The organism is Levilactobacillus senmaizukei DSM 21775 = NBRC 103853 (assembly GCF_001592085.1).
Taxonomy (GTDB): domain Bacteria; phylum Bacillota; class Bacilli; order Lactobacillales; family Lactobacillaceae; genus Levilactobacillus; species Levilactobacillus senmaizukei.
Genome location: NZ_BCWD01000027.1, coordinates 1 through 24,359, shown reverse-complemented (window position 1 = coordinate 24,359; position 24,359 = coordinate 1). Strand labels below are relative to the sequence as shown.

At 48.7% G+C, this 24,359-nt stretch carries 22 protein-coding genes and 1 pseudogene; 9 read left to right on the top strand and 14 right to left on the bottom strand.

Features of this window, described 5'->3' with window-relative positions:
- The 6 genes and pseudogenes from LSE01S_RS11090 to LSE01S_RS09105 all read left to right on the top strand — a co-directional run.
- Positions 1-331, top strand: a pseudogene (locus LSE01S_RS11090) (IS4 family transposase); the annotation flags it as partial.
- On the top strand, positions 306-920 hold the full coding sequence (locus LSE01S_RS10835; protein WP_156470508.1) for a transposase: 615 nt from the start codon (positions 306-308) through the stop codon (positions 918-920). The pseudogene LSE01S_RS11090 and the gene LSE01S_RS10835, both read left to right, overlap by 26 nt.
- Positions 921-1,208: 288 nt before the next feature.
- Positions 1,209-2,579 carry an MFS transporter gene (locus LSE01S_RS09120; protein WP_061777329.1) on the top strand — a complete coding sequence of 457 codons (1,371 nt, stop codon included), beginning with the start codon at positions 1,209-1,211 and terminating at the stop codon, positions 2,577-2,579.
- Positions 2,580-2,740: 161 nt separating this feature from the next.
- Entirely contained in the window at positions 2,741-3,382 is a 642-nt protein-coding gene (locus LSE01S_RS09115; protein WP_061777328.1) for a TetR/AcrR family transcriptional regulator, read from the top strand.
- Between the two features lie 129 nt (positions 3,383-3,511).
- Positions 3,512-4,804 carry a YhgE/Pip domain-containing protein gene (locus tag LSE01S_RS09110; protein ID WP_061777327.1) on the top strand — a complete coding sequence of 431 codons (1,293 nt, stop codon included), beginning with the start codon at positions 3,512-3,514 and terminating at the stop codon, positions 4,802-4,804.
- A gap of 292 nt (positions 4,805-5,096) precedes the next feature.
- Complete coding sequence (locus LSE01S_RS09105; protein ID WP_061777326.1) at positions 5,097-5,936, top strand: alpha/beta hydrolase; 840 nt, start codon at positions 5,097-5,099, stop codon at positions 5,934-5,936.
- Positions 5,937-6,019: 83 nt separating this feature from the next.
- Here LSE01S_RS09105 and LSE01S_RS09100 read toward each other — a convergent pair whose 3' ends face one another.
- Positions 6,020-7,096, bottom strand: a complete 1,077-nt coding sequence (locus tag LSE01S_RS09100; protein ID WP_061777325.1) for a S66 family peptidase — start codon at positions 7,094-7,096, stop codon at positions 6,020-6,022.
- Positions 7,097-7,351: 255 nt separating this feature from the next.
- On the opposite strand from LSE01S_RS09100, the gene LSE01S_RS09095 reads away from it, so the two are divergent.
- Both LSE01S_RS09095 and LSE01S_RS09090 read left to right on the top strand, forming a co-directional pair.
- The gene (locus LSE01S_RS09095) at positions 7,352-7,849 is read left to right on the top strand and encodes a cysteine hydrolase family protein (protein WP_061777324.1); all 498 of its coding nucleotides are present in this window, start codon (positions 7,352-7,354) and stop codon (positions 7,847-7,849) included.
- A gap of 125 nt (positions 7,850-7,974) precedes the next feature.
- The gene (locus LSE01S_RS09090) at positions 7,975-8,328 is read left to right on the top strand and encodes an MmcQ/YjbR family DNA-binding protein (protein WP_061777323.1); all 354 of its coding nucleotides are present in this window, start codon (positions 7,975-7,977) and stop codon (positions 8,326-8,328) included.
- Positions 8,329-8,494: 166 nt separating this feature from the next.
- Here the strand turns inward: LSE01S_RS09090 and xerS are convergent, their stop codons facing one another.
- From xerS to parE, 9 genes are all read right to left on the bottom strand, one after another.
- The gene (gene xerS / locus LSE01S_RS09085) at positions 8,495-9,559 is read right to left on the bottom strand and encodes a tyrosine recombinase XerS (protein WP_061777322.1); all 1,065 of its coding nucleotides are present in this window, start codon (positions 9,557-9,559) and stop codon (positions 8,495-8,497) included.
- Between the two features lie 942 nt (positions 9,560-10,501).
- Positions 10,502-10,951 (bottom strand): NUDIX domain-containing protein, encoded by a 450-nt coding sequence (locus LSE01S_RS09080; RefSeq protein ID WP_061777321.1) that lies wholly within the window; start codon positions 10,949-10,951, stop codon positions 10,502-10,504.
- A 43-nt stretch (positions 10,952-10,994) separates the two neighbouring features.
- Positions 10,995-11,519, bottom strand: a complete 525-nt coding sequence (gene msrA / locus LSE01S_RS09075) for a peptide-methionine (S)-S-oxide reductase MsrA (RefSeq protein WP_061777320.1) — start codon at positions 11,517-11,519, stop codon at positions 10,995-10,997.
- Positions 11,520-11,545: 26 nt separating this feature from the next.
- Positions 11,546-11,986, bottom strand: a complete 441-nt coding sequence (gene msrB, locus LSE01S_RS09070) for a peptide-methionine (R)-S-oxide reductase MsrB (protein ID WP_061777319.1) — start codon at positions 11,984-11,986, stop codon at positions 11,546-11,548.
- 132 nt (positions 11,987-12,118) lie between these two features.
- Complete coding sequence (locus LSE01S_RS09065; protein WP_061777318.1) at positions 12,119-12,691, bottom strand: matrixin family metalloprotease; 573 nt, start codon at positions 12,689-12,691, stop codon at positions 12,119-12,121.
- 145 nt (positions 12,692-12,836) lie between these two features.
- Positions 12,837-13,766 (bottom strand): manganese-dependent inorganic pyrophosphatase, encoded by a 930-nt coding sequence (locus LSE01S_RS09060; protein WP_061777317.1) that lies wholly within the window; start codon positions 13,764-13,766, stop codon positions 12,837-12,839.
- Positions 13,767-13,800: 34 nt separating this feature from the next.
- A complete protein-coding gene (locus LSE01S_RS09055) occupies positions 13,801-14,760 on the bottom strand; it encodes a LysR family transcriptional regulator (protein ID WP_061777316.1) in 960 nt (319 codons plus the stop codon).
- A 141-nt stretch (positions 14,761-14,901) separates the two neighbouring features.
- Positions 14,902-17,304: a DNA topoisomerase IV subunit A gene (gene parC, locus LSE01S_RS09050; protein WP_235808329.1), complete on the bottom strand. Its 2,403-nt coding sequence runs from the start codon at positions 17,302-17,304 to the stop codon at positions 14,902-14,904.
- A gap of 72 nt (positions 17,305-17,376) precedes the next feature.
- The gene (gene parE / locus LSE01S_RS09045; RefSeq protein WP_061777314.1) at positions 17,377-19,341 is read right to left on the bottom strand and encodes a DNA topoisomerase IV subunit B; all 1,965 of its coding nucleotides are present in this window, start codon (positions 19,339-19,341) and stop codon (positions 17,377-17,379) included.
- A gap of 263 nt (positions 19,342-19,604) precedes the next feature.
- On the opposite strand from parE, the gene plsY reads away from it, so the two are divergent.
- Positions 19,605-20,240: a glycerol-3-phosphate 1-O-acyltransferase PlsY gene (gene plsY / locus LSE01S_RS09040; RefSeq protein WP_061777313.1), complete on the top strand. Its 636-nt coding sequence runs from the start codon at positions 19,605-19,607 to the stop codon at positions 20,238-20,240.
- A 57-nt stretch (positions 20,241-20,297) separates the two neighbouring features.
- On the opposite strand, the gene LSE01S_RS09035 is transcribed toward plsY, so the two are convergent.
- Genes LSE01S_RS09035 through xerC form a run of 4 tightly spaced genes read right to left on the bottom strand, consistent with a single transcriptional unit; the run spans position 20,298 to position 24,156 of the window.
- On the bottom strand, positions 20,298-21,173 hold the full coding sequence (locus LSE01S_RS09035; RefSeq protein ID WP_061777312.1) for an aldose 1-epimerase family protein: 876 nt from the start codon (positions 21,171-21,173) through the stop codon (positions 20,298-20,300).
- Between the two features lie 60 nt (positions 21,174-21,233).
- Positions 21,234-22,643 (bottom strand): ATP-dependent protease ATPase subunit HslU, encoded by a 1,410-nt coding sequence (gene hslU / locus LSE01S_RS09030; protein ID WP_061777311.1) that lies wholly within the window; start codon positions 22,641-22,643, stop codon positions 21,234-21,236.
- Between the two features lie 20 nt (positions 22,644-22,663).
- Entirely contained in the window at positions 22,664-23,206 is a 543-nt protein-coding gene (hslV, locus tag LSE01S_RS09025) for an HslVU peptidase proteolytic subunit (protein ID WP_061777310.1), read from the bottom strand.
- A gap of 2 nt (positions 23,207-23,208) precedes the next feature.
- Positions 23,209-24,156 carry a tyrosine recombinase XerC gene (gene xerC / locus LSE01S_RS09020; protein WP_061777309.1) on the bottom strand — a complete coding sequence of 316 codons (948 nt, stop codon included), beginning with the start codon at positions 24,154-24,156 and terminating at the stop codon, positions 23,209-23,211.
- Positions 24,157-24,359 lie beyond the last annotated feature (203 nt).

Genomic DNA, 24,359 nt, shown 5'->3' with positions numbered 1-24,359 from the left:
ATTTCATATGAATGCCAGTTACGATTTAGTTAATAATACTTATCAAGATGTAATTTTACAGCCTAAAAGCCAAATTGATGAACGCAAAGCAGCACTTCTAATGCTCAAGCGTACTGAAATGAAGCCAACGATTGTCACAATGGATCGGGGATATTGCAGTTTTAACATGATTGAGAACTGCAATCGATTAAAGAATTGTAATTATGTAATCAGAAGCAAAACAGGACAGGGAGCCTTTAAGGAAATCCAATCTTTACCGAACCGAGAATGTGATTTAGAAGTGTCCTGTCGGGTAACTATTTCTAATTATTACTACGCACAAAGACACTGAGGATCTTCATCTGGTAACTCATCATAAGAAACAATATATTGAACAACGCTCCAAAAATACTTACGATGCAAGCTGGGATTTTGAGGATATTTGTACTGTAAAGTTCAGGGTTTGTAAATTTAGAATAAATAATGAGGAATCTGGTAAAGATGAGTGGGAAGTATTAGTAACTAATCTTAATTCGAAAGAATTTTCGTTGGAAGAGATGAAAGAGCTTTATCACCTTCGTTGGGGGATCGAAAGCTCATTTAGAAAGTTAAAATATGATATTAGTAGTGTACAATTTCATTCTAAACAAGATCATTTTATTGAAATGGAATTATGGGCACATTTGATCATATTCAATGTTGTTAGCCATATTAATGCGGAAGTAGCGATTCCACAGAATAATTGTAATTATTCTTATCTAGTTAATTTTAAGATGTCATGCGTTGTTGTCCATAAAAGGTATGGACTATCACCAAAAACAAATTATGACCGAATCTTAATCGAAATAGGTCATTACTTACTACCGATCCGTCCAGATAGAAAAGATCGCAGGAAGATTAGTTCAAAAACACCAGTGTATTTTACGTATCGAGTAGCTTAAACCAGATTGGTAAAATATTGTACGGCTTAAGCTTATTTAGTGTGCAATAAAATTAAATTGTAAGCATTAGTTAAATCACAAAAAGCACCTATTTAATGAAAAATCACTAAATAAGTGCTTTGATATACAAAGCCTAGTTTGTCAATAGCTTAACTTAATGACATTGGCTACCAGGCGTCTCCCTTTTTAATTTGGGACTTGTCAGGTCATGATCACCATGATATGTTTAGATAGTTCAAAAATATTTGAACTATCTGGCGGAGTAAGGAGACGGGGAAATGAGTGAAAATGTGGGTCGCTCAAAATTGGATACTGTTGCTGACGTCACTTGGTTTTTTTATGGCAATGATGGACACCATGATTGTCACCACGGCTTCGATGGCTATTCGGACGCAATTTCAAATATCAGTGAGGAGCCTCCAGTGGGCAATGAACGCCTACAATATTACTATTGCGGCAGTCTTGTTGATTGGCGTGGCCATGGGTGAACGTCTGGGCCGACGGAAAATCTACAACTGGGGAATCTTAGTCTTTACGTTGGGATCGATCCTATGTGCTTTGGCACCGAATATTAGTTGGTTAATCATTGCCAGAGTTATTGAGGGAATTGGGGCATCGGTCATGACGCCGATGTCCATGGCAATCCTCACCAATTCTTTGCCGGCTAGTCAGCGGGGGCGCGCTCTGGGTATTTGGGGTGGTATCGGGGGACTTGCACTAATTGTGGGCCCTTCGCTGGGGGGATTGATTGTGGCCCAACTAGCCTGGCAGTGGATCTTTTGGATTAACGTTCCGGTAGGTGGACTGGCCATACTTTGGTCTAGGCGACACCTGCCAGAAAGCCACGGTCAGAGCGCGCCAATTAATTTGGTCGATAATGGCCTGATCATTACCGCCATGGCCGGCATTGTTTGGGCCCTCTCTGCAGCCAATAGCAGTGGCGGTAAGCTGGCTCTGGTGGTGGGTAGCATGAGTCTGGTCGCGGGTGGATGGTTTATTCACCGGCAGTCTCAGGAGGTCTTACCGATGGTTCCGCTAGTTCTTTTTCGAAATAAAATCTTTATTGGCGCAAATCTTGCCACCGCCAGTCTCTATGGTTCTATGTATGGTGTAGTCTTTTTTCTACCGCAATACTTGCAAGTTAGTCAACAGGCCAATGCTTTGACTGCTGGTCTAGAGTTGCTACCTTGGACCGGAACACTGGTCGTCGTGGCGCCGTTTGCCGGTCGTGCCGTAGATCGATTTGGTGAGCGATGGGTCGCCACCATTGGCTTGGGCTTACAGGGCCTCGGCTATCTGCTGATTGCGATACTGGTTAGACAACCTTATTCGTGGTTAGTTGTTCCGCTAATGCTGACAGGCGTTGGATTGTCGATGGCGGGACCGGCGCTACAAAAGTCCGTTCTGGGTGCTGTGCCAAGCATGATGATTGGTAAGGCCTCCGGAATATACAATATTTTTCGTCTTTTGGGTGGTGCGGTGGGCACGACGGTGGCTGTGATGATCTTTTATCAGTTTCATGGAAGCACATTTACGAATGGGTTCCGCGCGACCATGTTAGGCGCCGCCAGCATGTCCTTAGTGGGAATCGTTTGGTCGAGTCGCCTACATCTTAGCAGAGCTCACGCGACCGAAGAGACCACAGACTTGCAAAGTTAACCCCTCACACCAGGACCGCAAACGCATGCGGTCCTTTTTTATTCATCGGGAAAATGTCGCACCTCGGAACCGTTTGTTAGCTGACTATCGTTGCGGCAAGCCTGATTCGGAAGTTTGGGGTCAATTGGCGTTTAATGGAGGCGGAAAGGAGTGACAAAGTCATGACCGATGAAGAGAAATTGGAACGCATTGCCGCAGCCGCGAGTGAACTGTTCATTCAACCAGGTTATCATGAAACTCAGATGCAAATGATTGCCCAGCGTGCCCACGTGGCGGTGGGCAGTTTGTATCGGTTATTCAGTGGGAAGGAGGCCCTGTTAGACTACGTCTTTCAGATGACGGTGCCAACAATGACGGCTCTGCCGTCGTCAACGTACCCGTTGCGGCCAGTCGATCCCAGAGAACTAATTCGTCAGACCGAGGCGGCTTACCGGGACTGGAACCACCAGCTGGCTAAGCAAAGGACCCCGGATCTTGACAGTCTGCTGACCACGTTGTTCGTGACGTTTAAGCGGTATGGCCGATACTTTCTGATTCTAGAACATAACCCAACTGTTAACCCGGCATTGACCGCGTTGTATCGTCAGCAGCGGCAGGAAATCTATCAGCAGGTGGGTGACTTCTTGATGCAGTCTCGACCAAGCTTAAAAGATCCCGAACGTAACGGGGTCGTGGTGGTGGACCTGGTCTTCTGGTGGTGTGCCCATAAGCGTTATGACAGTTTTGAAACCGAAATGGCTCGCAGTGACGACGAGCAAATGTTGACGGTGGTCCGGGAGATGTTGCGGCGTAGCTATCAGTGATCCCCTTAATTAGCTAACTGGTCAAAGACACCATGATGGGTCGGCGAAAATTGTGTTTTTTTCGAGAGTGTTTAGACTGGGTGGCAATCGAATGAATGATTCGTTCATTCGCAAAAGGGGGAAAGTATCATGAAATCTCAAGAATGGTTATACCTCAAGCGTCATCCAGCGATTTGGCGAATTTTGTTGGGAATTTTAGTGATTCCCTTGTTTTATGCGGGCCTATTTCTAGCTTCCGTGTGGAATCCTTATGGTGAGCTGAATCGCTTGCCGATGGCCGTGGTTGATCGCGACCGGCCAACCCGGACGGTTCATTGGGGACGCACGGTGACCCAGAGTCTGATCAATGGTAAATCTCTCCAGTTTCACCGAATGACGGCGCGGACCGCCCAACGAGAGTTGAAGGCTGGCCGATTATTCTTAGTGCTAAATATTCCGGAAAATGCCTCGGAGACGCTTAGCCGCTTGGCGACGACACCCCGGCAGCTGCGACTGACCTACGATACCAATGCCGGCCAAAGTACCGTGGCCGCGAAGATGGGGGCCACGGCGATGCAGAAGTTGCAAGCAACCTTGAATCAAAGCGCCATTCAAGCAGAGCTACAGGCCAGCCAGACAGCAGCGGTGGCGGCCGGTAAGGGATTGACCACGAGTGCCCAGCAACTGGGGCAGTTGAGCCAGGCTGGTGTGGCCGGACTGCCTGCAGCTCAGGTAGCCGCGGCAACGCAAAAGATTGTTGCTGGGTTGACTCAAGGCGGGGCACAATTGCGGCAAGTTCGGCGGGCAGAGCAACTAAAGCAATTGGCGATGCCGGTTAAATTGATTCAGCACGATGTGGTTGGTGTGGCCAATAATGGCACGGGTATGGCACCTTACTTTATGGTCATCTCATTATTTGTGGGTTGCATCACGCTCAATATTATTTATGATGCCGGGACACGGCATGGTCCCCACCGGAACTTTGCTATCGCTTGGCTGGATAAAATGGGGTTTCTCTGGGGATTCGTCGTCTTAGCGGCCTCCGGCATGTGGTTGGGAGTACGCTACATCATTGGTCTGCGACCATTGGAGGCTGGTTCGACCTACCTCCTGAGTCTATTGATTGTCCTGGCCTTCTTCAGTCTGGTGACGTGTTTTCGCCTCTGGTTGGGTCTGACAGGAGCGTGGCTCATGCTGTTATTCATGTTGTTTCAAATCGGGGCTTCCGGTGGTACCTATCCTATTCAGCTCACGAATCCGTTCTACCGCGCGGTTCATCCCTATTTGCCGATGACTGTTGCTATGGCCGGTTTGCGGCATACGATTTCATTGGGGGGTTCCATCACCGGAATCATTTGGATTCTGGTTGGGATGACGGTGGTCTTTAGTTTAGGCACGTTGGCGTATTTCTACTGCCATCGTTCGGATGAAGTGGTACTGTGAGGGAATAAGCCAACTGGTTTCGAAGCATCAGTGAAAAGGCCGGTTAATCGATGGGGTTAACGACAAGGCCGTGACAGTTTTAGCCTGGTGAACGCCGTACAGCGAAAAATAAACTTTCTTATATAGGATTTCTTGGAAGGCCATGCTGAAGGTCATGGCCTTTTCTTATGGTCAATTCGGTATTCAGTGCTAGTAGTTGTCGCCCAAAATTTTTAGAAAAGTCGTACTTGCCTTAAAGTTCACACGAAGGCTTATACTTAGCCCAAGGAATTTGAACAAGGGGGAAAGTAGAATGAAGAAAAGAAGCTTAATCTGGGGGTTGATGATCCTATTATTGGGACTAACGGGTTGCGGTCGGCTAAACGGATCATCCAGATCAGTTGATCTACCGAATGCCAGTAGGTATGAGCCCACGCTGTTCTTTCACGGCTGGGGTAGTAGCACTCACGCTGAGGATCAGATGGCCCACTCGCTAGTAAATGCCGGCTTGACGAAGACTATTGTGCGAGCAACTGTTTCGACCAAAGGAAAGGTTAGTCTGTCCGGTCATTTCCATGAGGGGGATTATCATCCAATTGTTGAGGTGGGCTTTGCAGGTAATCGCAATTCGAGTCCGCAGCAATGGGGCCGGTGGGCCAAGGCGACGGTGGTTAAATTGCAGCAAACCTATCATACCAAGACGTTCAACATGGTTGGCCACTCGATGGGCAACATGGCGATCATGTATTATTTAAGCGCTAACGATCGGCGCCTGCCTAGGTTGCGCAAGCAGGTCGACATTGCCGGGCATTTCAATGGGATCCTGGGCGTGAATGACGAACCGAATCGCATGAAGTTGACTCGTGAAGGTAAACCCGAAAAAATGCAGCCAGAATATCAGAACTTATTAAGCTTGCGGCGGACGATGCCCAAGGATCAGATTGCCGTATTGAACATTTATGGCGATAAGGATGATGGGTCCCATTCGGACGGTTCGGTTAGCAATGCCTCTTCCAAGTCGTTGCGATATTTGGTGGCTGATCGGGCCAGGTCCTATCAGGAACGCCGAATTATCGGGGTTAGGGCGCAACATAGTCGGTTACACGACAACGTCCAGGTAGACCGACTACTCATTCGATTCTTACGCCATTAAGCGAAGCGACCTCGACACCAGCAATCAAAGAGCCCCCTGAATTGGATTGGTTCCAATTTGGGGGGCTTCTTGTTTAGAAGTGGTTATTCGGCAAAAAATGGTTCTGTGACCGTCAGTGACCGCTTTTCAAAGTCAAGGCTCGCTGTTAAACCATACGGCAACGCGGTCCGAGGATAGGCGTGACCAAAGTTAAAGTTGGTCATGATTGGCAGATTGCGGTCGGCGGTTTCTTCTAGTAAAACCTGGCAATAGTCATCATAGTAGACCTCATTTTGGGGTTTGCCCGTGATGATGGCTTGAACGTTACCGAGAATCCCGGCTTGCTTTAGGCTTCGGAGCATTTGCCGATAAGCGGCAGGGGTTGGCTGTTCTTCGCTGGTCTCTAAGAATAGAATCTTGTCGCGACATTCTGCGGGACTGGGGAGTAGTCGATATCGCTTGGCGATGACGGGCTCATCTGGGTAACGGGTATCGGTAAGGAGGCTATTCAGGCTGTCAATACAACCGCCAAATAAACGACCGTTGACTTGTCCGTGTCCTCGGAGGACCTGGTACCCGCGAGTCTCAGGATGACTGATTCTGGGCTTGTCGAGAGCGGCTGGTGAAAAGTCCTGGCGTTCTTCATACCAGATAGGGCTACTCAGAATAGGTGTGGTCGCGGTATTCTCTAGGTAGTGGGCCAGCGTGTGCCTGGTATATGGGAGTGGCACCGTGTCAAGTTCGGCCAGATCGTTAATGATGTTGGGGCCATAGTAGGTGGTGAGCCCCAACCGATTGAGCATTAAATGGTCGACAGTTGTGTCGGAAAATCCGGTAAATAGTTTTGGATGCTTAGTCACGGCGGCGATGAAGTCCGGATCCTCCAAGAGAAAGGGGACGATTCGATAAGTATCAATACCGCCGATTGCACAGAAAATACCGGCAATGTCGGGATCTGTGAAGGCTGCTTTGAGGTCGGCTGCCCGGGCTTCCGGATGGGCGTCGAGAAAGTCGATCCCCTTTAGGGCGTTGGGCATTGGGACCGGAATTAGACCCAACTTACGAAGACGCTGCTTGCCCCGCTGATACTCGTGGGCGGCAAAATCTTCTCCCAGGACCCCACTAGACAGGCTAACCAAGGCAACCCGATCGCCCTTATGCAATTGATATGGTTTAATCATGGGCATCCCTCCAATGGCTAAATTGGGTTTTATTATACGCTTTTGTACCATGCCCGCAACGGTTAAAACGAGTATTCTTGGCATCTTTCAGGAAGAATCATTGGCCAGTAAAATTCACCTAGGTGTGATGCGTTGATTTTAGTGGCAGCCATCATGACATAAAACAATTGTTCCTGAAATATTTAGGTTTTAAGGACTTTATAAATAGCGTATTATAGGACATGAGCTGAAAGATTCCTTAAGGAGGCCATCAACATGGCAGATGTTTTATTAGTCATTGATCTTCAAAATGGTGTTTGTTACGGTGAACAAACTGCAGCAAACATGCCCCAGGTCATTGCGGGGGTCAACGCTAGAATCGCGGCGTACCGCAAGGCAAAAAAGCCCGTTGTCTTTGTTCAACATGTGGATGAAGACTTGGTCGAAGGGACTCATGATTGGAAACTGATTCCCGAATTAGATTACCGCGACACCGACCCCTTGGTTGCCAAGCATCATGCAAACGCGTTTTACCACACCAAGCTGCGGAGCGTCTTAACGAGCTTTGCCGCAGAGTCATTAGAAATTTGTGGGGCGCAGGTTGAGTACTGTGTTGACACCACGACGAAGGTGGATCACGGAATTGGCTATGACTTAGAAATGACGCGGGGACTGACCACCACCGTTGATAATAAGTTCATGACGGCGGAACAAACCATTGCCTTTTTTGAGGGAATTTGGAATCACCGATTTGTGACGATGTTAAATGCCTAAATAACTAAGACTTTGAAGGGCCTCCTGAAGTAGATTTATGCTAATTTAGAAGGGCTTTTTACTAAATTTGAGGTTTGACAACGGACGTTTCACGGTAATCTTCAGATGAAAGGTCGTCTATCGCTATGGAAATGACCAAAGCAGAGTTAATTGAGCTTTGTAGCCAGGGGAAGCGGGTAAGTGTCGATCAGCCCTTCAATAACCCAGCTCATCGAAATAAAATCATTTTTGATGCCCTCAGGCATGCAGCGAGTCGAAAAATATTTGGTCTGGTCTATGAGAAGGCCGGCAGCTTATACGTTGATTTGAAGAGTGATCTCACGGGGATTGATGAATTGGTTGAGGCCTTTCCTTACATCTTACCGGGACAGCATTTCACGAAGCAAAACTGGATAACCTTGGATATCAATCAGATGCCGTCAGAAGCGGAATTATCTAAGCTGGCCGACGCAAGCTATCAGCTAACCGGTTCGTTGTGATTGGGTCCATTACCTAGAGGATCAGCGAACGTAAAACCATTAAATTTGATTGTCTAAATAGTCCAACATCTTTTCAAAACAAAGATGTAGGACTATTTTGGTACCTTGGAAGATTTGGCATGATTAAGGGAATTTTTAGATTGGTTTTCCCTCAACCAATCGGTCGTTACATCTTCTTCAGACCTTTTCGCTGCTCGTCATCGATAATATGCGTATAGAGTCCGGTTGCCGACGTGGAATTCTGGCCTAGTTGCGTGGCGACCAGCTGCTCATTCTTGGTGGCCAGATAGAGTTTTGAAGCTAGGGTGTGCCGTAGCTTGTGGGGGGTGATACGAATATTAAAGGCTGCCGAGTATTTGGCAACCATCTTTTCAATGGAGTTGGCTTGCATCCGTGAAGCCTGGCCGCGATAGCGACTCAGAAAAAGGGCGTGATCTTGATTAGTTGGGTGATACAAGTTCTTGCGGTTGCTGAGATAGTCTTCAATGTATGGTAAGGTCCATGGCGCAATCGGAACTGTATCCTGTTGGCCACCTTTGCGAACAACGCTGATGGTTCCGGTACTCAAGTTGAGCTGGCGTTTGTCGGCATTAGCAGCCTCGGACACACGGAGACCACTGCCTAGGAGGAGCGCGTTAATGGCCAGGTCACGTTGCCGGTCTCGAAGGAAGTATCGTCGTTGCGCCGGTGTGAGCACCTCTATATAGTGGTTCGCAATGAAGTCTAGATAGTCATGATCCGTTGACCCTAACATCAGTTGGTCTTTCAAGTTGGCCGCACGAGTCGCATACGTTTCATTGGTTCGGACCAGGGCAATCTTGTGCATGACGTTACGGTCAAAATAGGCTTCGCCTTGATCGTCTTCGGTATCCTCGGTCAGATATTTAAAGAGAGACGAGAGGGCATTCAGCGAGCGATTAATGGTTGGATGAGATCGACTCCCGCGGGCACCTGTAAGCTTGGTTTGGTTGAGCAGGGCCGATTTGTAGAGCTCAACCGTTTCCTTTTTCAGATTTGCCAACTCATCAATCTGGATATCAGTCGGGGCAGTCGCGGAGGTGAGACCTTCGCTAATCAGCCAGGTGAAGAATCGTCGATACTCGGTTAGGTACTGATAGAGCGTTGCTGAGGACAAGGGGACCGTTGCCTTTGCCTGATAGAATTCTTGGACGAACCACGGGGCAGTATTTAGTTCTTGTTCGATGAGTTTTAAATAATGTTGTTTTTCCAAAGGACCGCCTCCATGCAAACGTATGTTCTTTTATTCTATCATACTGTCCTAAAAGAAAAATAGCAAGTCGACTAAAAGGTTGAAAGATTCTTTAAAATGCCAGTTTTAAGGAAAGTTATCAAGTCAATCCGATACCCGTGTTCTGAATTATCATAACTGTAGCCTACAAAAAGCTTATTATCAGCAATTGTTGTGGCCGTCTTTAGCTGCATTTGCAGTCGCTGCGTGCGTTAGTTAACGGTGATTGATGCCGATTCATCGGCAAATAGCCTGATTTTTCCGGCCCAACTGGCTGGTATATATAGTCAGCATGGTTTAACTGGTGGCAGGACATCTATTAACGACTGGTAGCAATGAACTTAGAACTTAGTCAGGTCGTCCCGTTAATCCGTAGATAGCGTTCGTTGGTGACCAAATAGGAATTGGTCGAGTCTTTACAGCAGAATTGTCTGCTAAAGCTTCGTTATTGATTAATCATATAAGATTGATACTGACTGGTTCATCGTTAAGAAAAACGACGACGTATTCTGAGCACACGTTCAATGTTTAAATTGATAGTTGTCCATTAGAAACGCGTCAGTAACGCCTAAAAGAATGACTGTCATTGGGTCATATTTGTTTCGACATCAATGCTGAGTTGTGATGAGTTAAGTGAGTCGCAATACCGACGTTGGCAAGTGAAATCTGCGGTATCTGGTTAACGATAAGTTGTCGGCCAACATCCGAGTAATCATTAAACAAGTTCAAACAAATTCTGATGGCAATAGCACAGGTCATCTAACAAGGCTTTGCTCAATCAGGCAGATAAGTATCGGCAGGGAATGGTCAGTTCTGATAAAAATAGATTCTACTTTACATAATATATATTATCGAAAGCAGAGTTTCGAAATGAAAAAGTCCCCCGAATAAATAAAAAACAATCGATCTAAAATCGATTGTTTTTTATTTAACCAGTTGTAAGTCCGTCAGAATTTTTTTGGTTAATGGTGTCAGTGAGATCCGCTTCAATTCGGTCAACGCCACAAATTTTGCCACGCTGGTTTCTTGTTGGTCAGCTTGCAGCTGGCCAGACGCCGTTAACTCATACACAACGGTCACCGAATCTATCTGGTCACCATTGGGATAAACATATTGCATATCCTGGCCACTGGCAATCGTTAATAACTGCGGATCCTGACCAACTAAGCCGGTTTCTTCAGTCAGTTCTCTGAGGACGGTTTGTTCGGTACTTTCATCTAATTCTTTTGAGCCTGCTGGTAAGCCCCAAAGCCGATTATCGAGCCGTTTTACTAACAGCAAGCCTGGTTGGTCATCGCGGACAATGGCCGCAGCACCAACGACGATAATCGGCTTCTGGCCGATCTGCTGACGGAGATTAAGCACGTACCCCATCTAATCACCATCCTTCACTTAAATTGTAGCACAGTGAAGACGGTTAGTTGGACCAGTGTTGCTTAATAAACGCTTCACGCCCGCCCATTTCTTCAATCTGGTAGCGGAATGGGTTGCGACGGTAAAAGTCTTGATGCTCGTCCTCAGCCGGGTAAAATGGTTGAACGTCTTCAATCGTTGTAACGATGGGGGCATCAAACTGGTCACTGGCGGCCAGTTGGTCCTTGGAAGCCTGGGCAATCCGGCGCTGTTCGGGACCGTTAACGAAGATTACGGGGCGATAACTATCGCCCCGGTCTTGGAATTGGCCGCTAGCATCGGTGGGATCGGTTTGCCGCCAGTAGATCGTTACAAGGTCATCATAGCTAATAATGGCGGGATCGAAGGTAATTTTAACGGCCTCAGTATGGCCGGTGGTATGACTTGCCACGTCGGCATACGTGGGATTAACCGTATGCCCACCGGTATAGCCGGAAACCACACTGATGATGCCGGGCTGGGTATCAAATGGCTTGACCATACACCAGAAGCAGCCACCAGCAAAGATGGCGGTATCAGCTTGACTCATAGAATCCCTCCTAAATGGGTTTTAAATTACTTAAAGAGCTGTTCGAAGTCATGGTAGCCTTGGGTTTCCAGCTCGCTGGCCGGGATAAACTTCAAGGCCGCGGAATTGATGCAATACCGTAAACCGCCCGCTTCTACTGGGCCGTCATTGAAAACGTGCCCCAGATGCGAACCGGCATTCGTGCTGCGAACTTCTTGGCGAACCATCCCAAAGGAATGGTCGGTATTCTCGTGGACGTTGGCGGCATCAATGGGTTTCGTGAATGATGGCCAGCCACAGCCAGCGTCATACTTATCCGTGGAGCTGAATAACGGCTGACCACTGACGACATCGACGTAGATGCCGGGTTCATCGAATTGGTCGTACTTTCCAGTAAAAGCGGCCTCGGTGGCGGCATTCTGAGTGACGGCGTATTCTTCGGCCGTCAAGCGCTGCTTCAATTCTTCTTGACTCTCAGATTTACTCATACGAAATCCTCCATTTCGGTTGTGCACAATTAGTTAACAAGTCTAGTCTATGCTTTTATAGCGAAAAGACAACTAATTTGCCCAGCAAAAAGTCACCGGTAGGATTTATCCGGTGACTTAAATGAATGCTGCTTACGATAAGGATTGACCTGCTGGTGTCTTGTAGCGGAGCACAACGCCTTTGATATCAACCTTTTGGATGCCAACTGACCGATTCCGATAGTACATGACACTGGCCTTAGAAGGATTGTGTGCCAGCCCCATGGTGTGTCCCAATTCGTGTTCGGCAACGTGAAGATCATCGGAACGGGAGTAATCGTATTCCCGGAATAAGGATGGGTTCAGCATCGCGTCGACTTTTACAAAATAGTCTCCGACTGCCCGAAAGTCTGTAAGACCAACATCTTCTCCCATGACAGCTGCGTCATTACCAGATGCCGTACTCAACACAATTTGGGCTCGATTCTTGGAGCCGGCCCGGAAATGAAAGGCACCGGTCTTGTTCCAAGCCGAGATGGCAGATTCCCAAATTCTTCGATAATAGGTCGACTTGGTTGTGATGACATACGTCGCATGGTTACTCGTGAATCGTTCTGGTCCGAATGGTGTGGTGCTCGCGGCATGGCCAACGACGCTTCCGGTCCCTGTTCCCATTAAACCTAGCGCTACAAGCGCAGTGATAATTCCCCGATACCAGCTTGTCATTGCAAAGTCCCTCTTCCTCGAAGGACGATGTCTTACGCCTACCATCGGCCACTATTCTAGGTCCCCACCGTAAAATATGCGATCAAAATACTCCCTAACTAAACGGATTAGTTAGGGAGTATCAAAACTAGCTTAATTTAATTGACTAGCCTTCGAAAGCAGCAGTTAATGGTGGCACAACTTGCTTCTTACGAGAAACCACGCCAGGCAAGCTAGCCCGGTTGTTGGTCAACTTCGTGTTGAAGGCCGTTTCAACCACGCTCTTTGGTTCACCGGCAACGATGAGCTCAGAGTCACTGTTCAAAACATTTGTCGCTAAGGTAATGAATAAATCATAGCCATCAGCGGCCATTTCGGCATTCATTTCCTTTTCCAAACCAGCTTGACGGTCCAGAACTTCATTCAAGTCAACCGTGTTGATTTGGCCAATGCGAACGCTCTTACCAGCCATGTCAAAGGACTTAGCGTCGCCATCGATCAGTTCCTTATCGGTCTTGGCAGCCAGGTTAGTCCCAGCCTTTAACATTTCGATACCGTAGCTTTGAACATCGATATCAGCAATTTCAGCCAAGGCCCGAACGGCTTCGCGGTCCTTGTCGGTTGTGGTTGGTGATTGCAACAAGAGCGTATCAGAAATGATAGCAGAAAGCATCAAACCAGCTAACTTAGCTGGGATTTCGATTTTTTCTTCGTCGAACATTTCGGTCAGGATCGTGCTGACACAGCCCACTGGTTCTGCCCGGTAGTAAAGTGGCATCTTCGTTTCAAAGTTAGCGATCCGGTGGTGATCAACCACGTTCGTAACCGTAACCTTGTCCAAGTCGCTGACACTTTGCTGAGCTTCGTTGTGGTCCACTAACATCACGTGGTCAACTTCGTTGGCGGCCGTCTTGATAACCCGGGGAGCAGGTTCGTCAAAGTGGTTCAAAACAAAGTTGGTTTCCATGTTAGGTTCGCCTAAGGCAACGGCTTCAACATCTAGGCCCTTTTGAGTCTGGAAGTAGGCAAACGCCTTTGCAGCAACGATTGCGTCAGTATCAGGATTTTGGTGACCAAAAATTAATGCTTTACTCATTAGATAGAACTCCTTTAAAGTAAGATAGTTTTATTTATTGGTTCCGAAGTTGTTTAAGCCTTGAGATGTAGTCATCGGTGTGTAAGTACCGGTCAAATTGCGACAGAAAATGACTAATCCGCGGGATTTCGGCTTTGCCCTTTCGGAAAACAAAGGCGAGGTCAAAACGAATATTTGGTTCAAAGTGCGCCGTCCAGGTTTGTGGCAGCGCCTCTTGCCCAATCATAAACGAATTAGGCAATGCTGTCGAGGCCCCCGTCTGCATTGAAAAATGCAATAGTTGCGTTGGCGTGGTGAAGTTGGCCACCCCCCGTGGGAAATCGGCCAGTTGGTTCTTGTAAGCTTCATGTAGTGTCTGATTTAAGTAATAACCGTCGGGATACATGGCCCAGACGTTAGCCGTGGTATCCTTCAGCTTGATCCGGCGTTTCTTGGCCAATTGTTCATCATGGTGAATAAACAACAAATCATCAGAGATAATCTTTTTCGATTCGTACGGCTTCCAGTTTTTGATCGAATCGTCTGGCAAATACATAATTGCCAGATCAATTTTGTTATTCTCGAGTCTTTCCCAGATTTCCTTACGAGTTAACATGTGAAAGGAAATCTTTAAGTCGGGATTGTTCTGATAGGACAGAATGGCGAAGTCTTCAAAGACTGCGTCCTCAACCGAGGCCAATAATCCAATGCTGATTTCACCTTGGGTGGCACTGGTTGATTGTTGAATCTCGTCCGTTGCCTGATTGAGAATTCCATAAATCTTATGGGTTGCCTCAAGCATGGTATAACCCGCATCAGAAAGCCGGAGCTTCTTGCCAACTGAATAGAATAAGGGGGCCCCCACCGTCCGCTCCAGCTTCTTAATCTGCTGGGTCAATGCCGGTTGGGTGATCCCCAAAATCTGCGCAGCCTGAGTATAGTTCATAGTCTCAGCAAGCTGCAAGAAATACGTTAGGGTCTTCGAAGAAAAAATGCTTTCCTGCTTGGTCTTCATCCGCTTCTACTCCTTATCACGTCTGACGATGGTGCGACAAAACACCAGGCCAACCTAATGGTAACTATTAACTTATATCATAGGCTGTTTCCAAAAAAAGCGCAATTAATTCTTCTTATAACTCTATTAATAGTAAACCCGCTAGTCTAGGACCAGCTCCGTCGGTTTGATCCGTAGCGAAACGGGTTCCCCTTCGACATCGGTATCGACCACAAACGAACCGTTGGAATATCGACCGCTGAGGGGGTGTTCGGTTGGCAAAACGTCATGGGTTCGCTCACGGCTGGTCACAATCTCTAAGGCGGGATTCCCTGCAGGAATCGTCATGAAATCAACGATCCGGTGTGGATCGCGTTTCAATTCCCGGAGGATAATTACCCCGCGCCGGGCGCGACTGGTGACCGAAAGTTCCTTCATTGCGAGCCGCTTGAATGCCCCTCGCTGGGTGACTAAGGCAATCGTATCGCTATCGTTGACCAGTGCCAGGTTAACCACCTGATCATCGTCCCGGAGGTCCATGGAACGAACCCCGGTCGTGCGAGCACCGTTGATCGAGACTTCATCGACCGCGTATCGCAGGGCGTAGCCGTTCTTTGAAACTAGTAGAATTCCCCGATCGACGGGTTCTTCTAAGTACGCGACTCGGACAACCTGGGCGTCCGGATGCTTCAGTTTCTCGTAAACGGCGGCTCGGCTCTTATAGGTCCGACCGGGCGTCAGGTCGCTAAACGCTGTTTGCTTAATATAACCGTCACTCGTGGCAATTAGGAACCGACCGGATTCTTTCAGCGAATCAAAGGCATAGGTGGCCACGATTTCTTCATCGGCGGCTAAGCCGATGGTTTGTGAAATGTGCTCACCGGTTTCCTTCCACTTGGCGTCGGTAATCTCATGAACTGGACGGTAGATAAGATTACCCTTGCTGGTGAACATAAAGAGATGGCTCAAGGTACTGAGCTTCTGGAGAAAGATTGGGTAATCCTCATCTTTTAGCCCATTATCCGCCGGATCGGAAGCCGTGTATGACCGGACACCGGATCGCTTCAGGTAGCCATCGTGACTAACCAAGACGATGACATCTTCATCGGCCACCGTGACTTCGGTTTTAATCTTCAGGTCTTCAATCTTATCTTCAATTTCGGTTCGTCGGTCGTTACGGTAAGTCTTGGCAATGGTTTTCAACTCGGACCGTAGGACGGCGTTTAACTTCTTGGGTTCCGCCAGAATCTGATGGTCCTCGTCAATCGCGACCGATAATTTAGCCGATTCGGCCTCAAGCTGCGTCACATCGGTGTTGGTTAACCGGTACAGTTGCAAGGCCACAATGGCATCGGCCTGTTTCTCAGAGAAATCGTAGGTGCTAACCAGATTGTCTCGGGCATCGCGTCGATCCTTACTAGCCCGGATCGTTTGAATAACCTGGTCCAAAATGGACAGAGCTTTGATTAATCCGGTGACGATGTGTTGTCGATCCAAGGCCTTTTGGAGGTCATATTGGGTTCGCTTAGTAATGATCGTCCGTTGGTGTTCCAGGTAGGCGGTGAGGATGGTCTTTAGGCCAACGTGTTCCGGACGCATGTGGTTGATCGCCACCATGTTAAAGTTGTAGGCAATTTGGAGCTCGGTGTTCTTGAATAGATAGTTCAGGATCCCCTTGGCGTCCGCATCACGCTTCAATTCGATGGCAATTCGCAGACCGTCACGGTCACTTTCGTCCCGAACCTCTGCCAGTCCTTCAACCTTCTTGTTCAAACGGATCTCATCAATCTTTTTGACCAATTGGGCCTTGTTAACCTCGTAAGGAATTTCCGTCACCGTGATTTGGCTCTTGTTCCCCCGTAGTTCCTCAATGGCGGTCTTCGAACGGACCACGACGCGACCACGGCCGGTTTCATAGGCCTTAACGATGCCGTCGCGGCCCTGGATAATCCCACCGGTTGGGAAGTCAGGGCCCTTAACGAAGCCCATTAGTTCGGCCAGCGTGGCCTTGGGGTGACTGAGCAAGTAGACCAACGCATCGACGACCTCGCCGAGGTTGTGCGGTGGAATTTCCGTCGCATAACCGGCAGAGATCCCGGTCGAGCCGTTCACTAACAGGTTCGGGAACCGGGCTGGTAACACGGTTGGTTCATACTCGGTATCGTCGAAGTTTAAGACCATTTCGACGGTATCTTTATCAATATCTCGTAACATTTCACCGGCTAACTTACTTAGCCGGGCTTCGGTGTATCGCATGGCAGCGGCAGGATCCCCGTCCATTGATCCATTATTCCCGTGCATTTCTACCAGGGGTTCGCGGACCTTCCAGTCCTGACTCATCCGGGTTAAGGCTTCGTAGATCGAGCTGTCACCGTGGGGGTGAAAGTTCCCCATGACGTTACCAACAGATTTCGCAGACTTACGGAACCCCTTGTCATAGGTGTTCCCGTCCTTGTTCATGGCGAATAAGATCCGCCGTTGAACGGGCTTTAGGCCGTCACGAATGTCCGGCAGGGCCCGTTCCTGAATGATTGACTTGGAGTAGCGGCCGAATCGGTCACCCATGACTTCTTCCAGGGTCAATTCTTGAATATTTTGTCCTTCACTCACGAACTCATTACTCCTTTCACCGGTAGATTAGGCTTTATTGGTATCATTTTCCAATAAACTAGAACTATCGTCCTCCAACGTAAATTGCACGTTGTTTTCGATCCATTTCCGGCGGGGTTCAACTTTGTCCCCCATTAAGGTCGTTACCCGGCGTTCTGCCAGGGCGGCGTCATCGATCTGAACACGAATCAGTGTTCGGTTGTCGGGATCCATGGTGGTTTCCCAAAGTTGACTGGCGTCCATTTCTCCTAACCCCTTGAACCGTTGTAAGTGATACCCGTGGTTCGCGATCTTACTGGTTTTTTCAGCCAGTTCATCATTGGTCCAGGCGTATTCGATGCTGGGCTTCTTCCCGGTCTTCTGAATGCGATATAACGGTGGTAGCGCAATATAGACCCGACCAGCATCGATCATGGGCCGCATGTACTTGTAGAAGAAGGTTAGCAGGAGAATTTGAATGTGGGCCCCATCATCATCGGCATCGGTCATGATAATAATTTTGTCATAGTTGGCGTCTTCGATATTAAACTCGGGACCGACGCCGGCACCAATCGTGTAAATCATGGTACTGATTTCTTCGTTCTTCATGATGTCTGGCAACTTGGCCTTTTCGGTGTTCAAGACCTTCCCTCGTAAAGGCAGGATGGCTTGGAACTTCCGGTTACGGCCCTGTTTGGCCGAGCCGCCGGCAGAATCCCCTTCGACTAAGAATAGTTCGTTCTTGGCCGAGTTCTTGGATTGTGCGGGTGTCAGCTTGCCTGATAGCAGCCGTTCATGCTTCTTATGGCGCTTCCCATTCCGACTCTCATCACGAGCTTTGCGGGCGGCTTCGCGGGCCTGACGGGCTTGCGTAGACTTTTTGATTAACATCTTACCAAAGTCCCCGTTTTCCATCAGGTAATAGCCAAGCTGTTCATTAATAACATTATCGACAATCGTCCGAGCCTCAGGCGTCCCTAGTTTTTCCTTGGTTTGGCCCTCGAACTGCAGCAGGTTTTCAGGGACCCGAAGGGAAATCACGGCTGATAGCCCTTCACGGACATCACTACCTTCGAGATTCTTGTCCCGTTCCTTGAGTAAGCCAACCTTACGAGCGTAGTCGTTAAAGGCCTTAGTCCAGCCGCTTCGGAGGCCGACCTCATGGGTCCCACCATCCTTGGTCCGAACATTGTTTACGAATGACAGGAGGTTCTCGGTGTACCCATCGTTGTACTGGGCGGCAACTTCGACCTCGATGCCGTCCTTCTTACCATCGAAGTACATGATGTCACCCAAAGTGTCCTTGTCTTCGTTCAGATAGCTAACAAACTCCTTGATTCCCTCTTCATAATGGTAGGCTTCTTCCCGTTCCTGGCCCGCTCGTTCATCGGTCAAGGTAATCTTGACGCCCTTCAAAAGGAAAGCGGATTCACGTAGGCGTTCCGCTAGCGTCCCGAAGTTATAAACGGTGGTGGTGAAGATGCTGCTATCGGGTTTGAAGGTCATCGTGGTACCATTGTGTGCCCGGGTGTTACCTTTCTTTTCGAGGGTGCCTTGTGGTTTACCCCCGTCTTTAAACTTTTCTTGATAGCGCACGCCATCGCGGACGATGGTGACGGTGAGTGAACTGGATAAAGCATTGACGACCGAGGCCCCCACCCCGTGGAGACCACCAGAGGTCTTATAGCCTCCCTGGCCGAATTTACCACCGGCATGTAGGACCGTCAAAATGACTTCGGGCGTTGGAATTCCGGAAGCGTGCATGCCCACTGGCATACCCCGCCCATGGTCGACCACAGTAATGCTGTTGTCAGCATGAATGGTGACATTGATTTCCGTCCCGTAGCCCGCTAAGGCCTCGTCAACGGCATTATCGACGATTTCATAGACCAGGTGATGTAAACCCCGGCTGTCGGTAGAACCGATATACATACCGGGTCGTTTACGAACAGCTTCCAATCCCTCCAAGACTTGAATGGAGGAATCGTCATATGTTGGTTTTGCTTTCGCCATGCGTAAATCCCCTTTACTTTTTACGAATTTTCAGAACTTAACTAGGTGCTATCTTAGTGTACTCCTGACCGAACGTACGTTCAAATGAATTGGTCAAAGCCCTCAGAATAGCGCTCAGTAACTTCATAATCATACCACAGGAATCGAAAAACTTGCTAGCCAATCAGGAGATATTTGGCGGTGGCCTGAAAACATGCTAAAATAATGAGCAGCTTCCCTGGGACCTGACCGTTCCCAAGGATTACAGAGCGGAGGAATGATTCGTGAAATTAATTGGCTTACTCATCATGGCCTATCTGTTGGGGGCGATTCCCAACGGTGTCTGGATTGGCAAGGCCTTCTTTAAAACTGATATTCGACAATCGGGGTCCGGTAACATTGGGACCACCAATACTTACCGAGTCCTCGGCCCCTATGCTGGAACGACCGTGATGGTTTTGGACATCGCGAAGGGAACGGTTGCCACGCTCTTACCCACGTTCTTACCAAATTGGGTCCCGGCACACACGGTCCTAGGATCAGCCCTGCCCCTATTATTTGGGCTAATGGCGATTCTCGGCCATACCTTTTCTATCTTTGACCACTTCAAGGGCGGCAAGGCTGTCGCGACCTCGGCGGGGATGCTTCTTGGCTATAACCCCATCATGTTTGTGATTGCCGCTGGCTTATGGGTCAGTCTGATCTATTGGACCAGCATGGTCAGCTTGGCCAGTATGATTGCGTTCTCGCTGGTGACCCTGATCTCGCTGCTTTTTCACGACTGGTATTTAACTGGCATTGCCGTGGCGCTCACGGTATTTGTCTTTTATCGACACCGGACTAATATTACGCGAATTCGCGAAGGAACCGAATCCATGGTGCCATTTGGTCACGGGTATCATAAACAACTGAAGAAGTAACCGAAAAGGACTATCCCCGATCGCTGCAAGCAGTCGTGGATAGTCCTTTTATTTGGTTTAGAAGCAGGTGATCTGATAGCTAGCGTTAAAGTCCTGGTGGGCTTCCAAATGATTGATCGCAACCTTGGTGGCTAGGTCACCGGTGGCCTTGACATCATCTGCTAAGCCCCACCATGGTTCCAGGCAAACAAACGGGGCCTGCTTAGGATACGGCGACCAGATGCCCAGGTAAGGCGCCGTTGTTGTCAGCGCGACCCCATGGTCATCGGCGGCTGTGCTCAGCATAACCGTTGTTTCGGGATTGGTCAGCGTCAGGATTTGGGCATCGTGTTCGAAGAGATCGTGGGTGAGCCCCATGGGCCGTGACAGGTCTATGGGAAGGCTGTGCTCGCTGTCGCTGTACGGCCCCACCAATGGGATTCGCTGATAGGTTTGTTTAGGAGCCACTGTCACAACATAGTCGGTAAAGTCGGCCGTGGCATCACCGAAGGGAATGTTGAAACCGGGATGCGCACCGAAGGAGAAGTCCAAGCCCGTATCGGCGGGATTGGTCACCGTTGCGTTAACCTTCAATTGATGATCGACAAGTTCATAGGTCATCGTGAGGCTAAAGTCGGCGGGATAGAGTAAGCGTGATTCGGTATCCGCCGTTAATCGGAGGACCACACGATCCGCCGATTGTTCAGTCGTGGTGAACTCGCGGTCACGGGCGAAGCCGTGTTGCGTCATTTTGTAAGTCTTGTCGGCTACGCGATATTCGTTGTCCTGCAACCGACCCACGATTGGAAATAAGATGGGGGCATGCCGACCCCAGTATTTGGCATCGGCCTGCCACAGGTATTCCAAGCCCGTTTCGTTGTCCTTAATACTGGTGGGTTCGGCCCCCAACGGATTAATTTGTGCGGTTAGATAGTCATTCTTCAAAGTTAACATCAGTGTTTACATTCCCTTCCCTAAAAAACGGTCGTAGCCCCTGCCACGACCGTTAGTCTCTTACAAGATATAACGGGACAAGTCCTTGTTTTGGACAATATCACCAATCTTATCGTTCACGTAGTTTTCGGTAATTGTCACATCACCAGTCCCCATGTCGGGGCCTTCAAACAACAGATCTTCGAGTAATTTCTCCAAAACGGTTTGCAGGCGCCGGGCACCGATATTTTGGTTCTCGTGGTTAAGTTCAAAAGCCAATTCAGCAATCCGCTCGATGGCTTCCATGGTGAAGGTGACCTTCACGTTGTCGGTCCCGATCAAGGCGATGTATTGCTTAACTAGCGCGTTATTGGGTTCCGTTAGGATCTTGACGAAGTCGGACTTACTGAGGTCATTTAATTCCACCCGAATGGGGAACCGGCCTTGTAATTCAGCGATCAGGTCGCTGGGCTTCGATTCAGCAAACGCCCCAGCAGCAATGAATAGGATATGGTCGGTAGAGATTGACCCATACTTGGTCTTGATCTGCGTCCCTTCGACGATTGGTAGGATGTCTCTTTGAACGCCTTCACGGGAGACGTCGCCGCTGTTTTGGCCGCCTTTAGTGATCTTGTCAATTTCATCTAAGAAGATAATCCCGGTATTTTCGGCGCGCTTGATGGCATCATGGTTGATGTCGGCGTTGTTAACCAATTTTTCCGATTCCTCGGCAACCAAAATTTCCCGCGCTTCCGAGACGGGAACGGTTCGCTTAACCCGCTTCTTCGGCATGATTGAGCCCAGGGTGTCGTTTAAATCGATGCCCATCTGACCCAACATGTTATTGTCTGTGGCATTGGCCTGTTCCGGGTCGGCCATTTCGATTTCTACTTGATGGTCTTCCAATAAGCCCTTGTCGAGTTGTTCCGTCAAGGAAAGTCGTTCGTTCCGAATGTCGTCGGTAACTTCCTCCTCGTCGGCCGGCGCCTTTGGGGTTTCACCGTTTTGCATCTGGGAGAACATGTTCATCATGTTAGAAAAGTCGTTGTTCTCCTTCTTTTCTTTTTTCTTGGCCGGTGCCAAGAGCTTGACCAGCCGTTTGTTGGCCGCTTGAATGGCATCGCTGCGGACCCGGGCAAATTGATCTTGTTTTTCCATGTTAACGGAAACTTCGACCAGGTCACGGACCATGGATTCAACGTCGCGGCCCACGTAACCAACCTCGGTGAACTTGCTGGCTTCCACCTTGGTAAATGGGGCATGCACGATTTTTGCCAGGCGTCGGGCAATTTCTGTTTTCCCAACCCCGGTGGGCCCGATCATTAACATGTTTTTGGGCGAAATTTCTTCTTGCATGGTGGCATCCAGTTGCATCCGACGGTAACGATTGCGTAAGGCGATGGCGATCGCTTTTTTGGCCCCATCCTGGCCAATAACATATTGGTCAAGTAGACCTACGATTTCACGTGGTGTTTTATCAATAGCATCCATATTTTGTGTCCCCCGATCGATTAGAGTTCTTCTGAGATAACATTGTTGTTGGTGAAGATATCAATGCCACCCGCAATGTGAATCGCCGTTTCGGCAATTTCTTTGGCGCTCATGTCCGTGGCGTGATGATGTAAGGCGGTCGCGGCAGCCAAGGCAAAGTTCCCACCGGAACCAATGGCTAAGATGTCATCGTCAGGTGCGATGACTTCACCAGAACCAGAGACCAGAAGCATTTCATCCTTGTCCATGACGATCAACAAGGCTTCAAGCTTTTGCAGAGCCTGGTCGGACCGCCACTGTTTGGCTAACTCGACGGCGGCCCGTTGTAAATTACCGCTGTATTCGTTGAGTTGACCTTCAAACTTTTCTTCTAGATTAAAAGCATCGGCCACACTGCCGGCAAAACCGACCACGACTTGGTTGTTGTAGATCCGTCGAATCTTGTGGGCGGTGCCCTTCATGATGACCTTTTCTCCCATGGTGACTTGACCGTCACCAGCCATCGCGTTATGGCCGTTATGACGAACGGCACAAATGGTCGTTGCTTCAAATTTTACTGGCATAATTATTTTTGCTCCTTTTTAGTTGATGAAGAATCTGGATGATCCTGCGTTGCCCGGGGGAAAAATTTACGATAGTCACGTTGTAAATGTTCCCGCGTCACGTGAGTATAGATTTGGGTTGTTGATAGACTACTGTGGCCGAGTAATTCCTGAACGGAGCGCAGGTCCGCCCCGCGATTAAGCAGGTGCGTTGCAAAGGTGTGGCGTAGCATATGGGGATGAATATCCGTGGTTAATGTGCTCCGTTGGATAATTTGATTCAGGAGATACGTGACCCCCGCGGAGGTCAGTTGTTCACCCCGATAGTTGATGAAGACAAATTCATGATTCTGGTTATTCTGCGCCATGATCGGCTGGCGAGCCGCATCGAAATAAGTTTGCAACGCGTCACTGGCATAGTGACCGAACGGGACATACCGCTCCTTATTCCCTTTCCCATGAATCAACATGATGCGGTTGTCGAAGTCGATGTCGGTGAGGGTGAGATTGACACACTCGCTGACCCGAATCCCCGTGCCGTAGAGGACTTCTAGGAGGGCTGAGTCTCTGGCGGCTAATTGCTCATTTTTATTGGCGGCCGCCGCTGCAAACAGAGCCGTCATTTCTCGCTCATAGAAGAAGCGCGGCAAATGATTCTGATGATGCTTGAGCTGGACATAGGCAAAGGGATCGTCCTTGGCCATGCCGTTACTAATCAGAAAATTATAGAGTGAACGGAGGGTTGAGAGCTTCCTTGCAATCGTCGTCCGAGCGTAGTGCCGGTCATACAGATCGCTCAGGTAAACCTCGACATCCAATTGGTCGATGTCTTTCCAGGGTTTACGCCCGCCGTTGTCCGCCAGAAATTGGTCAAACTCGGCGAGGTCCTCGCGATAAGCCTTGACCGTTTCCGGAGAGTACTGCCGCTCGCCACTGAGATACGTGATAAATTGTTCAACTTGTTCGTCCACGACAACACCTCCTGCTCTGTTAATGCTAGCAAACGGCTTTCTAAAACTCAATTAACTCATCAAAAAACGCACAATATCTAACGATAAGACCTTCAGCGGCTTCATTAAGTCTTTCCTAAAACAAAATAATCAGCTTGCCGTCAAAAGATGCTGATGATTTTTGGAAAGATTAGATAAAAAACGAGGCCCTCTGGTTGAGAGGC